This window comes from Corynebacterium alimapuense, assembly GCF_003716585.1.
Classification (GTDB): Bacteria; Actinomycetota; Actinomycetes; order Mycobacteriales; family Mycobacteriaceae; genus Corynebacterium; species Corynebacterium alimapuense.
Genome location: NZ_PTJO01000004.1, coordinates 92,228 through 107,052, shown reverse-complemented (window position 1 = coordinate 107,052; position 14,825 = coordinate 92,228). Strand labels below are relative to the sequence as shown.

General features: G+C 57.8%; 10 protein-coding genes. 8 read left to right on the top strand and 2 right to left on the bottom strand.

Annotation, left to right across the window (positions count from 1 at the left end; genetic code table 11):
- The first annotated feature begins 50 nt into the window (after nucleotides 1-50).
- From C5L39_RS05680 to C5L39_RS05670, 3 genes are all read left to right on the top strand, one after another.
- A complete protein-coding gene (locus C5L39_RS05680) occupies nucleotides 51-524 on the top strand; it encodes a helix-turn-helix domain-containing protein (RefSeq protein WP_123047930.1) in 474 nt (157 codons plus the stop codon).
- 88 nt (nucleotides 525-612) lie between these two features.
- Nucleotides 613-1,821 (top strand): amidohydrolase, encoded by a 1,209-nt coding sequence (locus C5L39_RS05675; RefSeq protein WP_425453852.1) that lies wholly within the window; start codon nucleotides 613-615, stop codon nucleotides 1,819-1,821.
- An 84-nt stretch (nucleotides 1,822-1,905) separates the two neighbouring features.
- Entirely contained in the window at nucleotides 1,906-3,315 is a 1,410-nt protein-coding gene (locus tag C5L39_RS05670) for an NAD(P)H-quinone dehydrogenase (RefSeq protein WP_123047929.1), read from the top strand.
- 1 nt (nucleotide 3,316) lies between these two features.
- On the opposite strand, the gene C5L39_RS05665 is transcribed toward C5L39_RS05670, so the two are convergent.
- Nucleotides 3,317-4,639 (bottom strand): short-chain fatty acyl-CoA regulator family protein, encoded by a 1,323-nt coding sequence (locus tag C5L39_RS05665; RefSeq protein ID WP_123047928.1) that lies wholly within the window; start codon nucleotides 4,637-4,639, stop codon nucleotides 3,317-3,319.
- 180 nt (nucleotides 4,640-4,819) lie between these two features.
- On the opposite strand from C5L39_RS05665, the gene prpD reads away from it, so the two are divergent.
- From prpD to C5L39_RS05640, 5 genes are all read left to right on the top strand, one after another.
- Nucleotides 4,820-6,331 carry a 2-methylcitrate dehydratase PrpD gene (gene prpD, locus C5L39_RS05660; protein ID WP_123047927.1) on the top strand — a complete coding sequence of 504 codons (1,512 nt, stop codon included), beginning with the start codon at nucleotides 4,820-4,822 and terminating at the stop codon, nucleotides 6,329-6,331.
- Nucleotides 6,331-7,248: a methylisocitrate lyase gene (prpB, locus tag C5L39_RS05655; protein WP_123047926.1), complete on the top strand. Its 918-nt coding sequence runs from the start codon at nucleotides 6,331-6,333 to the stop codon at nucleotides 7,246-7,248. Before prpD ends, prpB begins: the two co-directional genes overlap by 1 nt.
- Before the next feature lie 5 nt (nucleotides 7,249-7,253).
- A complete protein-coding gene (locus C5L39_RS05650) occupies nucleotides 7,254-8,408 on the top strand; it encodes a bifunctional 2-methylcitrate synthase/citrate synthase (protein ID WP_123048183.1) in 1,155 nt (384 codons plus the stop codon).
- Between the two features lie 266 nt (nucleotides 8,409-8,674).
- Complete coding sequence (locus C5L39_RS05645) at nucleotides 8,675-12,088, top strand: pyruvate carboxylase (RefSeq protein WP_245974910.1); 3,414 nt, start codon at nucleotides 8,675-8,677, stop codon at nucleotides 12,086-12,088.
- Nucleotides 12,089-12,313: 225 nt separating this feature from the next.
- Nucleotides 12,314-12,913: a PadR family transcriptional regulator gene (locus tag C5L39_RS05640; protein WP_123047924.1), complete on the top strand. Its 600-nt coding sequence runs from the start codon at nucleotides 12,314-12,316 to the stop codon at nucleotides 12,911-12,913.
- Nucleotides 12,914-12,973: 60 nt separating this feature from the next.
- Here the strand turns inward: C5L39_RS05640 and C5L39_RS05635 are convergent, their stop codons facing one another.
- Nucleotides 12,974-14,746 (bottom strand): acetyl/propionyl/methylcrotonyl-CoA carboxylase subunit alpha, encoded by a 1,773-nt coding sequence (locus C5L39_RS05635; protein ID WP_123047923.1) that lies wholly within the window; start codon nucleotides 14,744-14,746, stop codon nucleotides 12,974-12,976.
- Between the last annotated feature and the right edge of the window lie 79 nt (nucleotides 14,747-14,825).

The window sequence follows — 14,825 nt, the reverse complement described above, 5'->3', positions numbered from 1 at the left end:
GCCCACTGTAGTGGGCGGTGAACTCCCACTAGCGTGGGCACCGTGGAGGAATGAAACGCAGGAGCGAGTGGAAGCCGTGGCCCAGCTATGGTCATCGGCTTGGAAAGAACCTGCGTGACCTGCGTCGAATGCGGGGATTGAGCCAAGAACGGCTCGCCGAATTGGTGGGGATGACGAGAAACTCCATCTCTAATATTGAGCGCAACGAGAATAACTCCAATAATGCCACCGACCCGCGCCTGTCTACGATCTATCGCTTGGCTGCGGCTCTGGATATCCCGCCTGCAGTTTTGCTGCCAGGGGGTGGCCACCATATTGAGGATATTTGCGCGTCACAGCAGCTGGGCATTGAAATCACTTGGCCAGCCGATGGGCGGGATACGCTGCCATTCGCAGCTTCCTATATCCACCATGGGAAGCCGGAGGAACCTCCGCGCTATGCAGTCACCACGGCCTGGGAGGACATCGAGGATGAAGATCAAGATGAAACCGAAGGTGAAGATGGGCATAGAAGCGGGGGATAGGCATCCTCCTCGATCAGCCTGATGACATCTGACCGGGGGCAGGCGGGTAGGCTTTGGGAGTTATGACCAGCTGGAAAGGACTAATTCCGTGAAGGGTATTGCCGCACGCGTCGACGAGTGGCTGCGCGTCCACGGTGAAGAGGTGACCGGTTGGCGTCGCCATTTTCACTCGCATCCTGAGCTTTCGCACAAGGAGTTTCTTACTACGGACTTCGTTGAGCACACTTTGCGTGCTCATAGTTTGTCGCCAGTACGATTCCCGGGCACTGGCCTGATGGTCGATATTGGTCCCAGCGGCGGTGATCGTCTGGCATTTCGTGCGGATATGGACGCATTGCCAGTGACTGAGGTGACTGGTTTAGATTTTGCTTCCACTGTCCCCGGTGTCGCTCATGCTTGTGGACATGACGTCCACACGACTGTGGCACTGGCCTTGGCTTGTTCGCTAGCGGATAACGCGCACCTGCTTAATCACGGCATCCGGGTCCTATTCCAGCCAGCCGAAGAAGTGATGGATGGTGGCGCCAGCCAAGTCATCGAATGGGGTGGATTGAAAGATGTTGGTTCCATCTTTGCCGTGCACGTGGAGCCGAAGCTCCGAGTAGGCAAAATCGGGGTCCGGACCGGAGCGATTACTTCTGCTGCAGATGTGATCACTCTAAAAGTCACGGGTCCTGGTGGGCATTCCTCGCGTCCGCATCTGACGGCTGATGTGGTCTATGCTCTGGGCAAGGTCATCACTGAATTGCCTGGACTACTGTCTCGTCGAGTAGACCCGCGGACCGGCACAGTACTGGTTTTTGGCTCCATTAATGCTGGCCATGCCCCCAATGCAATCCCAGAATCCGGAATCGTCGCTGGCACGATACGCACTGCGGATATCGCTACTTGGCGGGTGATTCAGACACTCATGGAGGAGCTGATCGCTCAAATACTGGCACCTACTGGCTGTTCATATGAATTGGACTACCTGCGCGGTGTGCCGCCGGTGATCAACGACGATGTGGCCACCGCTTTGCTCGTCGACGCAGCACGTTCCGTTGATCCACAGTCGGTCATTAATGCACCACAGTCTTCCGGCGGCGAGGACTTTTCCTGGTACCTCGAGCACGTGCCCGGATCAATGGCCAGATTGGGTTGTGGGACTGGGAATGGTCCATCCCATGATCTGCATCAGGGTGATTTGGTCGTAGACGAACGTTCCATTGGAGTCGGTGTTCGACTTTTCGCCTCTGTAGTTGAACAATTTGGTCAGGTTCCTGGAGAATCTTCCCCCGGCAGCGACTTCTTGTCCTAGGTACTAGACTCGGAGACCAGTTGTGTTAAATGGTGCGTTATTCTGATGCATTCATAAAACCGAGCCCAGCGTGGAGGAGACCTCTTGAACAAGCGGATCGTCATCATTGGAGGCGGCCCCGCCGGCTACGAGGCGGCACTTGCCGGAATTAAACATGGTGCGGACGTCACCTTGGTCGAGGATCAGGGTGCAGGTGGTTCTTCGGTTCTGCTTGACTCCGTCCCATCGAAGTCTTTTATCGCTGGTACTGGCATCAAGACAGATCTTCGGCGAGCTGATGACATGGGGCTTAACAGCCTTTTGGGTCGTGCGCGTATCCATATTACGGCTCTCAACAATCGTGTCCGAACCCTAGCTACTGAGCAATCTGAGGATATTCAGGTCCAGCTCGATCGGGCAGGCGTGCGCACGATCAAGGGCCGCGCGCATTTTGCAAAAAGCCAGCGTGAGCACATGTGCCACGACATCATTGCGGTCAAAGCTGACGGGACTGAGGAAAAGCTCGAGTCCGAGTTAGTGCTCATCGCTACCGGTGCTAACCCGAGAGTCCTGCCCGCCGCGCAGCCGGATGGGGAGCGGATTCTGACCTGGCAGCAGGTCTACAACCTCACCGAAACTCCGGAGCACCTCGTCGTGGTCGGCTCAGGTGTCACTGGTGCTGAGTTCGTTTCTTCCTTCGCTGAGTTGGGAGTGAAGGTCACCATGGTCGCTTCCCGTGATCGAATCCTTCCCCATGATGATGCGGATGCTGCAGACGTGCTGGAGCATGTGCTTGCTCAGCGTGGCGTTTCTCTGGAAAAGCATGCCCGCGTGGAATCTGTTACTCGAACTGCTGATGGTGGTGTTTCGGTTAAAACCACTGATGGTCGTGAGATCCTCGGTTCTCATGCTCTGATGTCGATTGGTTCGGTCCCCTCGACTGCAAGCTTGGGTTTGGAAAACGTTGGTGTGGAGACCACCCCCTCGGGCCATATCCGAGTGGACCGAGTTTCTCGGACCAATGTCTCCGGCATTTATGCTGCCGGTGACTGCAGTGATTTGTTCCCCTTGGCTTCTGTGGCTGCGATGCAGGGACGCCTAGCGATGTACCACGCGCTCGGAGAAGGCGTTAGCCCGATCCGGCTGAAGACAGTGGCTACCGCGGTGTTTACTCGCCCCGAGATTGCGGCTGTTGGTATCACTCACGCTCAGGTCGATGCCGGTGAGGTATCGGCTCGCGTAGTCGTCTTGCCCTTGCAATCTAATCCGCGTGCCAAGATGCGTTCGCTTAAGCACGGTTTCGTTAAGCTGTTCTGCCGTCGGAACTCAGGGCTGGTTATCGGCGGAGTTATCGTCGCTCCTTCCGCTTCCGAACTGATCCTGCCGATCTCGGTTGCAGTATCTAATAACCTCACGGTTAAGCAGCTCTCGGAGAGCTTTGCTGTCTATCCTTCACTGTCGGGATCGATTACGGAGGCCGCGCGCCGCCTAGTCGCTCACGATGATCTGGAGTGATTTAGTAGGTGGCATAGGATTCGTCCACTGTTGCGTCAAGGTTGACTAGGACTTTTTTTCCAGCCTGGGGGAACGCTCGTTGGGGACAGTGCTGTCGAGAACACGCTCGGCAGCCTGGGCCGATGGGGGTGGCTGAGCCAGGCGACAGGTCTAGTCCATTCGCGTAGATCAGCCGCTCGGCTTGGTCGAGATCGCAGCCAAGTCCTACCGCGAATTCCTTGCGGGGTTGGCCGAATCCGCGTAGTTGATCTTGGACAGTGCGAGCGATCCACAGATAATTGCGGTTATCTGGCATGCTCGCCACTTGGCGGGTGACACGGCCTGGTGTCTCGAAGGCGCGGTGGATAACCCACAGTGGGCAAGAACCGCCGGTTCGAGAGAAATGAAAACCGGTGGCCGACTGTCTTTTTGAGATATTTCCCGCCCGATCGGTGCGAACGAAAAAGAATGGAACTCCTCGAGCGCCAGGGCGTTGCAGAGTGGATAATCGGTGGCAGGTGGTCTCGAAGCCAGTTCCGAAGTGGTCTGCGAGTCGGTCGATGTCATAGCGGGTGGACTCGGCCGTCGACAAGATGACCTCATAGGGCATGACTACCGCCGCCGCAAAGTACTGAGCCAACGCCAAGTGTGCAATGCCTCGGGATTCTTCCGTGGGCAGCGGACTGGACAGTTCGTTGAACAGCTCCGAATGGGCAAGCAGTCCGTATTGCAAGGAGAGCTCGAAGGTCAGTTGCGCCTCGCTTAACCCGGTGCGCAGATGCAGTTCGCGAGTTTCTGGGTGGAAGATCCTCCTGGGCCCGGAGGTGATCTTGCGGAAACGGACGCTTACTCCCAGATCGAGATCGAGCGCGGTAGCCAGGCGAGTCACTCGCAACTGAGGCTCGCCGAGCCTGCTGGCTAATTCCTCCCCTAACCGGTCGAGGCTATCGATGTAGTTGTGGGCCTCATAGAAGAAGTCCCGCACCAGGCTGTATGGTCCCTTTTCTCTTCCAGATGGAGAGCGCTCAGCTAGATCGAGAACTTGGGTGACTAAGTCTGGGTAGCGAGCAGTTAGATCGGCGAGCTGTTGGTCGGGGACGGTGGGGAAGGCGTCACGCAGTTCTGAGACGGTGCGCGCGTGGCGGTCGGGGGAGAAGAACGCTGGGTCGACGTCGAAGTTGGTCGACAGCGACATCAAAACGGTGACAGTGAGGGGGCGCTGATCATTTTCTAGCTGATTGAGATAGCTAGTTGAGAGGTTGAGCCGTCTTGCCATGTCTTGCTGGGTGAGGTTGTGCCCCCGTCGAAGCGTGCGAATCGCTGCCCCCGCAAAGTGCTTACTCACGTGCGTCCTCCTTTGAGGAAAGTCTTCTTGAACTGCAGTTTTCACAGATTTTGCAAAAGAGTAGATCTAATGCCACTACTTTACACAAACATTGCTGTGACTGCTGACACTCAATTCTCGTTAGTGTGATGGGAGACTCACATCACGTTCGACGCATAGAGAGGGAGCCAGACCAGCGCCATGATTAACCACACCGTGCACACCCACCGATCCTCCGAAGAATTTCCCTACGAGGACCATCTCGCCCACAAAATCGCCCGCGTCGCCGTTGACCCGGTTGAGGTCCCCGCGGAGACCCGAGAGATGATCATCAATCGCATCATCGATAACGCTGCAGTCTCTGCAGCATCCGTGGTTCGCCGCCCCGTCACTTCTGCTCGAGCGATGGCTGCAGCACGTCCGGTTTCTGAAGGCGGCGCCTCCGTATTCGGCCTTCCAGGTACTTACTCGGCTGAATGGGCAGCTCTTGCCAATGGCACTGCTGTTCGTGAACTCGACTTCCATGACACTTTCCTAGCTGCAGAATACTCCCACCCCGGCGACAACATCCCGCCGATCTTGGCTGCTGCTCAGCAGGCGGGCAAGGGCGGCCGGGAACTGATCCGAGGCTTGGCCACCGGTTATGAGATTCAGGTGGACCTGGTTCGTGGAATCTGCCTGCATGAGCACAAGATCGATCACGTCGCTCATCTCGGCCCCTCGGTCGCGGCCGGCATCGGTACCCTGCTGGACCTGGATGCGGATACCACCTACCAAGCCATCGGTCAGGCGCTGCACACCACCACCGCTACCCGTCAGTCCCGTAAAGGTCTGATCTCCTCCTGGAAGGCCTTCGCTCCAGCCTTTGCCGGCAAGATGGCCATCGAGGCCGTTGACCGCGCGATGCATGGTGAAGGTGCTCCCGCCCCGATCTGGGAAGGCGAAGACGGCGTCATCGCCTGGCTGCTCTCCGGTCCGGATCACATCTATACCGTCCCGCTGCCAGGTGAAGGCGAAGAAAAGCGCGGAATCCTGGATACTTACACCAAGGAGCACTCGGCGGAGTACCAGTCCCAGGCCCCGATCGACCTAGCCCGGCGGATGGGCGACCGTTTTGCCGAGCAGGGTCTGGATACCAAGGACATTGCCTCGATCGTCCTGCATACCAGCCACCACACTCACTACGTCATCGGCACCGGCTCCAATGATCCACAGAAGTTCGATCCCACTGCTTCTCGTGAGACGCTCGATCACTCGATCATGTACATCTTCGCCGTAGCCCTCGAGGATCGCGCCTGGCATCATGAGCGCTCTTATGCTCCCGAGCGCGCCAACCAGCCGGCCACCATCGAGCTGTGGAACAAAATCTCCACCGTTGAGGATCCTGAGTGGACCCGTCGTTACCACTCCACTGATCCTGCGGAGAAGGCCTTCGGTGCCCGAGCAGTAGTTACTTTCGCTGATGGCACGGTCGTTGAGGACGAACTGGCAGTGGCAGATGCCCACCCGCTGGGCGCGCGTCCCTTTGCTCGGGAGCAGTACATTGCCAAGTTCCGCACGCTGGCCGAGGGAGTTGTGTCCAAGGAGGAACAGGACCGCTTCCTTGCCGCGGCAGAAAACACCGAGTCGCTCACTGACCTCTCCGAGCTCAACATTGAGCTTGAGCAGGACGTCCTGAACCGGGCACCGAAGATCTCCGGGGGGCTGTTCTAATGAGTGGACTATTTTCTTCTACAGTCACCCCCACCCAGCGTCGACAAGCATTTCGTGACGGTTTGAACTCCGGAAAGATCCAGCGCCTACCCGGTGCGTTCTCCCCGCTGGTGGCACGCGCGGTCCAAGACGCCGGCTTCGAAGGTGTCTATATCTCTGGCGCAGTTGTCGCTGCTGATCTGGCCTTGCCGGACATCGGATTGACCACCCTTGACGAAGTCGTCGGACGTTCCCGTCAGATCGCCCGGGCCACCGATCTTCCCGTCTTAGTCGACGCGGACACCGGATTCGGTGAGCCGATGTCGGCAGCTCGCACTGTCGCGGCCCTCGAAGATGCTGGCATTGCCGGCTGTCACCTAGAAGACCAGGTCAACCCCAAGCGCTGTGGTCATCTGGACGGCAAAGAGGTAGTTCCCACCGAACTGATGCTGCGCAGAATAGGCGCCGCAGTCAAGGAACGCCGCGACGACAGTTTCGTGATTTGTGCGCGTACCGACGCCGCCGGAGTCGAAGGCATCGACTCGGCCATCGAACGTGCCAAGGCCTACGCCGATGCCGGCGCCGACTTGATCTTCACCGAAGCGCTGCACACACCAGCCGATTTTGAGAAGTTCCGCGCCGCCGTCGATGTCCCATTGCTGGCGAATATGACTGAGTTTGGCAAAACCGAGCTGTTGTCTGCCTCGCAGCTGGAGGGCCTTGGCTATAACGCCGTCATCTACCCCGTGACCACCCTGCGGATCGCGATGGGTCAGGTAGAAGATGCACTGGCAGATATCGCTGAGACCGGAACTCAGACCGAGTGGGTTGGACGGATGCAGCACCGATCCCGACTCTATGAGCTCCTTCGCTACTCCGAGTACAACGCTTTTGATCAGCAGATTTTCACCTACCAGAATCCTTCTGAAAGGGGATGAGCACCATGTCTAACGCCACCGAAAACCAGGACGTCCGCAAGGGCCTCAACGGCGTCATCGCCGACTACACCGGAGTCTCCAAGGTCATGCCAGAGACCAACTCCCTGACCTATCGCGGCTACGCGGTTCAGGATCTAGTCGAGCACTGCTCCTTCGAAGAAGTCTTCTACCTGCTGTGGAAAGGGGAACTGCCCACAGCTGAGCAGCTGGAGGAGTTCAACCGCAAGGGTCGCTCCCACCGTTCCTTGGACCCAGGTCTGATTGCGTTGATCCATTCGCTGCCTAAGGACTGCCATCCCATGGACGTTCTTCGGACCGCAGTGTCCTACATGGGTACCAAAGATGTAGAGCCCTTCACTACTGATTCTGAGCACATTTTCAATGTCGGGCACCACCTGCTTGCTCAGTTGCCGATGGCTGTCGCGATGGATATTCGACGTCGCCAAGGCCTAGATATTGTCGCCCCAGATCCGGATAAGGGCGTTGCGGAGAACTTCCTGTCGATGGCTTTTGGCGTGGGAGAGGACTCCCCGGCGAGCAATCCCGAGGATGTTCGTGACTTTGAGAAATCCCTGATTCTCTACGCTGAGCACTCCTTCAACGCCTCTACCTTCACTGCCCGAGTGATTACCTCCACGCGTTCGGATGTCTACTCCGCAATCACCGGCGCAATCGGTGCGCTGAAGGGTCCGCTGCATGGCGGTGCCAACGAGTTCGTCATGCATACGATGCTCGAAATCGACGACCCAGCCAAAGCCGCGGACTGGATTAACAACACCCTGGACAATAAAGACGTCATCATGGGCTTTGGCCACCGCGTCTACAAGCGCGGTGACAGTCGAGTGCCGTCGATGGAGGCTTCCTTCCGTGCACTGGCAGAGCGCCATGATGGAGGCAAGTGGGTTGAGATGTACGAGAACATGGCTGTCGCCATGGACGAGCGCACTGGCATTAAGCCCAACCTTGATTTCCCCGCCGGGCCCGCCTATTACCTGTTGGGCTTCGAGGTTGATTTCTTTACTCCGCTGTTTGTCTTGGCGCGTGTGGCTGGCTGGACTGCTCACATCGTCGAACAGTACGAGAACAACTCCTTGATCCGTCCATTGTCTGCGTACAACGGTTCTGAGCAGCGCGAGGTCACCCCAATCGCGCAGCGCTGACGTTGGGAAACATGAGTATAATTCCACGCTAGTGTCACGGGCCACATCATTATGGTTATAGTGATGTGGCCCGTGTTTTTGATTCTGGCTGTGGTCTAACCATAGGTGTCGCCCCGCCCGGGAGACGCCGAATTTTCTGGGAGGCATTCTTGATGTCTCTCAGGATTAGTTGTCTATTGCTCTGGAATCTGTCTTTCGATTGTGCCGGATTCGCGGACAAATATCGTTTACCTCAACTTGTATCACCTTTGGAAAGGACCCATACAGTGGCTACAACCAGCCTGCCGGCGTTCAATAAGGTGCTCGTCGCTAACCGCGGTGAGATCGCCGTTCGCGCCTTCCGCGCAGCCTTCGAGACCGGATCCGCAACAGTCGCGGTTTATCCGCTCGAAGACCGCAATTCATTCCACCGTTCCTTCGCCTCCGAAGCCGTTCGCATCGGAACCGAGGGTTCTCCAGTCAAGGCCTATCTCGATATTGATGAGATCATTCGTGCAGCGAAAAAGACTCACGCTGATGCCGTTTACCCCGGTTATGGCTTCCTTTCGGAGAATGCCCAGCTGGCTCGCGAATGCGCCGAGAATGGGCTTACTTTCATCGGTCCTTCTCCGGAGACGCTAGATCTCACCGGCGACAAGTCCGCGGCGGTCGAGGCTGCGAAGGCTGCTGGCCTGCCGGTTCTGCAGGACTCTGAGCCTTCTACCGATATTGACACTTTGGTCAAGGCCTCCGCAGATTTCATCTATCCGATTTTCGTTAAGGCAGTGGCCGGTGGAGGCGGGCGCGGAATGCGCTTCGTTGGTACCCCGGAGGAGCTGCCACAGCTAGCAGCTGAAGCTTCTCGTGAGGCTGCGGCAGCATTCGGTGACGGCAACGTCTACCTAGAGCGTGCGGTGATTAACCCGCAGCACATTGAGGTTCAGATCCTCGGTGACCATAGCGGAGATGTCATCCACCTCTTTGAGCGCGATTGCTCTTTGCAGCGTCGCCATCAGAAGGTTGTAGAAATCGCGCCTGCTCAGCACCTGGACCCGAAACTGCGGGATCAGATCTGTGCAGATGCAGTGGCCTTCTGTCGCAAGATCGGCTACTACGGCGCTGGCACCGTGGAGTTCCTCGTCGATGAGAAGGGCAACCATGTCTTCATCGAGATGAACCCGCGTATTCAGGTTGAGCACACTGTTACTGAGGAAGTTACTTCCATCGACTTGGTCAAGGCGCAGATGAATATTGCTGCCGGTGCGACCTTGAAGGAACTGGGTCTGACCCAGGACAAGATCAAGCTTCATGGCGCGGCCTTGCAGTGCCGCATCACCACCGAAGATCCGGCGAATAATTTCCGCCCGGATACCGGAACCATCACTGCCTACCGCTCGCCGGGTGGCGCCGGCGTGCGTCTCGACGGCGCGGCTTCTCTCGGCGGCGAAATCTCACCGAACTTCGACTCCATGCTGGTCAAGATGACCTGTCGTGGTGCCACCTTCGATATTGCTGTCGCCCGTGCTCAGCGTGCGCTCAATGAGTTCACCGTCTCCGGCGTGGCCACCAATATCGGCTTCCTGCGGGCGCTGTTGCGCGAGGAAGATTTCCAGCACAAGCGCATCGCTACTAGCTTCATTGCGGAGCACAGCCAGTTGCTAGCAGCTCCACCGGCTGACGACGAGCCGGGTCGGATCCTCGACTACCTCGCTGATGTCACAGTCAACCACCCGCATGGAAAGCGTCCCACGGAGGTTCGTCCTCAGCGCAAGCTTCCCCCCGCCAGCGATGCTCCTATGCCTCGCGGCTCTCGCGATCTCCTGCGTGATCTCGGACCGAAAAAGTTCGCCCAGAACTTGCGCGAACAGGATGCACTCGCTGTCACGGACACCACGTTCCGCGATGCGCATCAGTCGCTGCTTGCTACCCGTATTCGTTCCTCTGCTTTGGTTGCGGCAGCCCAGCACGTAGGCCGATTGACCCCGCAGTTGCTCTCGGTCGAAGCTTGGGGCGGTGCTACCTATGATGTGGCGATGCGCTTCCTCTATGAGGATCCGTGGCAGCGACTAGATTCCCTGCGCGAGGCTATGCCTAACGTCAATATTCAGATGTTGTTGCGTGGGCGAAACACCGTCGGCTATACCCCGTACCCGGATTCGGTATGCCGAGCTTTCGTTAATGAGGCCGCCGATTCTGGCGTTGATATCTTCCGCATCTTCGATGCCCTCAATGATGTTGATCAGATGCGTCCGGCCATCGATGCCGTGCTCGAGACCAACACTACGGTGGCAGAAGTTGCCATGGCCTACTCGGGCAACTTGCTTGATCCCAAGGAAGAGCTCTATACGCTGGATTACTACCTCCGACTGGCTGAGGAGATTGTGGGCACCGGTGCCCACGTTCTAGCGATCAAGGACATGGCGGGCCTGCTGCGTCCGGCAGCGGCCACGAAGTTGGTTACCGCTTTGCGCCGCGAGTTTGATCTTCCCGTCCATGTGCACACCCATGACACTGCAGGCGGCCAGCTGGCTACCTACTTCGCAGCAGCACAGGCTGGCGCTGACGCTGTCGATGGCGCCTCTGCACCTCTGGCAGGCACAACCTCGCAGCCATCCTTGTCTGCGATTGTCGCGGCCTTCGCAGATACTCATCGCGACACTGGTTTATCCCTGGATGCGGTATCAGACATGGAACCCTACTGGGAGGCAGTCCGTCAGCTCTACGCTCCGTTCGAAGCTGGTGTGCCCGGTCCGACCGGTCGTGTTTACCGGCACGAGATTCCGGGTGGTCAGTTGTCTAACTTGCGTACGCAAGCTAAGGCGCTGGGTCTGGGAGATCGGTTCGAGCTCATTGAGGATTATTACGCCGCTGTCAACGATATGCTGGGGCGTCCCACCAAGGTCACTCCTTCCTCGAAGGTCGTTGGCGATTTGGCGCTGCACCTAGTCGGCGCTGGCGTTGATCCGGCCGACTTTGCTAGCGATCCTCAGCGCTATGACATCCCGGACTCCGTTATCGATTTCCTGCGTGGAGATTTGGGCAACCCGCCCGGTGGCTGGCCGTTGCTGCGTGAGAAGGCTCTCGCTGGTCGTGGCGATCGTCAGCATAAGCTCGCTGAGGTTTCTGACGATGCCGCACAAAAGCTGCAGAGCGATGACCGCTGGACCCGCCGCAACACACTGCACAATCTGTTGTTCCCCAAGCAGGCTGCTGAGTTCGCTGAGCATCGTCGCCAGTTCGGTAATACCTCCGCGCTGGAGGATCGCGTGTTCTTCTACGGTCTCAAGGAAGGCGAGGAGAGCATTATTCGCTTTGCCTCCGATACCGAAACACCACCGATGGTGGTACGACTCGACGCCGTCGGAGAGCCCGATGCCAAGGGTATGCGTCAGGTGGTCGCGAACGTCAACGGTCAGATCCGCCCGGTAAAGGTCCGTGACCGCTCCGTGGAGTCAGTTACAGCCTCCGCAGAGAAGGCCGATGCCAGCATCACCGGACATGTCGCAGCACCATTCGCTGGCGTGGTCAGTGTCACTGCCAAGGTCGGCGATGAAGTGAAGGCTGGTGACCCCGTCGCCATCATCGAGGCGATGAAGATGGAAGCGACCATCACCGCCACCATCGATGGCACTATCGAACGGGTCGCTCTTGCCCAAGCCACAAAGGTTGAGGGCGGAGACCTGATCGTCGTGATCAGCTAGCTCGCTTTTTATAACTCACCAACTCGAACGCCTCCTCGCACTAAGTACGAGGAGGCGTTCGAGTTTTTGTACTGGTGGTGGGTGGGCGCTGTGATGAGCAGCTTTCCCGGAGGATCTCTGATGGGAGAATGTAAAGACCTCCTTTGCGATATATCGTTGACATGAAGCATTTATAGATATATCGTTAGCCTTGTCGCTAGTTAATCTTCACGGAAGGTGCAGACCATGAGCCATACACTCAATAATCACTGCGAAGATCACCACGAGGGACACGGTGCTCGAGCAGGACGTCGTAGTCACTTCCATCGTGGAGGCTCGCACGGCCATGGCGAGGGGCGCGGCCACGGTCACGGTCACGGCGAGGGGCGTGGGCATGGTCGAGGTCGCGGCGGGCGTGCCGGCCGCGGAGACTTACGTAGCGTCATCTTGCTGTTGCTAGCAGAATCTCCGATGCATGGATATCAGATCATCTCAACCATGAGCGCCCGCACAGACGAACATTGGGTGCCTAGCCCGGGAGCTGTCTATCCGTGTTTGAGCATGCTCGAAGATGAAGGCTTGATTAGTATCAGCGCTGCAGAAGGGCGAAAGATGGCAACTCTCACCGAAGAGGGTCACACTCTGGTTGCACAGCGCCAGGAAGAGTGGGGAGAAATTCTCAATGGCTATCGGACGCCAGGGCTATCGGAAGATTCTCATCTGAAACGCCGCGCAGCTATGCGCCGTCTCCGTGAAGTAGTGCGGCAGGCAGATGATCAAGATGCCGATTGGGTGGTGTCGATTCTAGATCGCGCGGCCATGGAAATTTCAGATCGAAAATCTTAAAAAACCTCAAGAGGGCTCCCACATGATGTGTGGGAGCCCTCTTGAGGTTTGAGCAGACAGCTACTTGATTTCGAGTAGTACCTGACCCTTGGTTACGCCTGCGCCAGCTTCTACCGTCAGTCCAGTGACGGTGCCGGACTTGTGTGCCTTGACGGGGTTTTCCATCTTCATAGCCTCGAGAATTAGGACGATGTCGCCTTCAGTGACCTCGGTTCCTTCTTCAACGTCGACCTTGATGACAGTGCCCTGCATGGGTGCTGCGATAGCATCGCCGGAAGCACCTCCAGCGCCACCGGAGGTGCGGCGCTTCTTGGGCTTCTTCTTGGAAGCTGAGCCGCCACCTAGTGCGAAGTCTCCTGGCAGGGAGATCTCGACGCGACGGCCGTCGACCTCAACGACCACGCGGTGTGCCGGGATGGCATCTTCTTCGTCCACGTCTGCCGGATCGACAAAAGCCTCGAGCGGGTTATCCCAGGAATCTTCGATCCACTTGGTGTAAACCTCGAAAGACTCACCGTCGCCGATGAACGCATCATTGGCAACAATGTGGCGGTGGAAGGGCAGAACCGTCGGCATTCCTTCGACTGTGAACTCAGCGAGTGCGCGACGGGCACGAGAGAGAGCTTCGTCGCGAGTTTCGCCGGTGACAATGAGCTTGGCCAGCATGGAGTCGAACTGACCGCCAATGACCGAACCATTGCGTACTCCAGAATCAACGCGTACGCCTGGGCCATCCGGCTGTGCGTAGGCAGTGATGACGCCAGGGGTGGGCATGAAATTGTTGCCTGGGTCTTCACCGTTAATGCGGAATTCGAAGGCGTGTCCACGCGGAGTCGGATCTTCGGTGAAGCGCAGCTTCTGTCCTTCAGCGATGCGGAACTGCTCCCGGACCAAATCGACACCGGTGGTTTCCTCGGTGACCGGGTGCTCGACCTGTAGGCGAGTATTGACCTCAAGGAAAGAGATCAAGCCATCTGCTCCGACTAGGTACTCCACGGTTCCAGCCCCGTAGTAGCCAGCCTCTCGGCAAATCGCTTTGGCAGACTCATGGATCTCTGTGCGCTGGCTTTCGGTGAGGAAAGGAGCAGGAGCCTCTTCGACTAGTTTCTGGAAACGTCGCTGCAGGGAGCAGTCACGAGTACCCATGACCACGACGTTGCCGTGCTGATCGGCCAATACCTGTGCCTCGACGTGGCGAGCACGGTCGAGGTAACGCTCAACGAAGCACTCGCCGCGGCCGAAAGCCGAGACGGCTTCACGAGTAGCGGATTCGAAGAGATCGCTGACCTCGTCCATCGAATAAGCGACTTTCATCCCGCGACCGCCGCCGCCGAAAGCTGCCTTGATTGCGATCGGCAAACCATGTTCCCGAGCGAAGGCCTCGACCTCTTCGGCATTGGCCACCGGATCCTTGGTTCCGGGTGCCATGGGAGCATTGGCGCGCTCTGCGATATGACGGGCGGTTACTTTATCTCCGAGATCTGCAATCGAGCTCGGGGAGGGGCCGATCCAAATTAAGTTCGCATCGATGACAGCCTGAGCGAAGTCGGCGTTTTCGGAGAGGAATCCGTAGCCGGGGTGGATGGCGTCAGCGCCAGCTTTGATAGCGGCGTCGATGACTTTGTCGATGACGAGATAAGACTCGGCGGAATTTTGGCCGCCGAGTGCAAAAGCCTCATCGGCTAGACCGACGAACAGGGCGTCAGCATCAGGCTCCGCGTATACGGCGACGCTGGCGATACCTGCGTCCTTGGCGGCTCGGATCACGCGGACGGCGATTTCGCCGCGGTTGGCCACGAGGACCTTCGTGATCTTCTTGGTCTCAACTGCCACTGGGGAATCCCTTTCATGTGCTGCGAATGTAGGTCGCGCCGGTCCGCCCTTTTTCGGCGGCCTCGCGACGCATGCAGAC

What these genes read in the sequence shown, in the direction of transcription:
- prpD (WP_123047927.1), top strand. Translation starts at nt 4,820, where the DNA reads ATGATTAACCACACCGTGCACACCCACCGATCCTCCGAAGAATTTCCC.
- C5L39_RS05640 (WP_123047924.1), top strand. Translation starts at nt 12,314, where the DNA reads ATGAGCCATACACTCAATAATCACTGCGAAGATCACCACGAGGGACAC.
- prpB (WP_123047926.1), top strand. Translation starts at nt 6,331, where the DNA reads ATGAGTGGACTATTTTCTTCTACAGTCACCCCCACCCAGCGTCGACAA.
- C5L39_RS05680 (WP_123047930.1), top strand. Translation starts at nt 51, where the DNA reads ATGAAACGCAGGAGCGAGTGGAAGCCGTGGCCCAGCTATGGTCATCGG.
- C5L39_RS05650 (WP_123048183.1), top strand. Translation starts at nt 7,254, where the DNA reads ATGTCTAACGCCACCGAAAACCAGGACGTCCGCAAGGGCCTCAACGGC.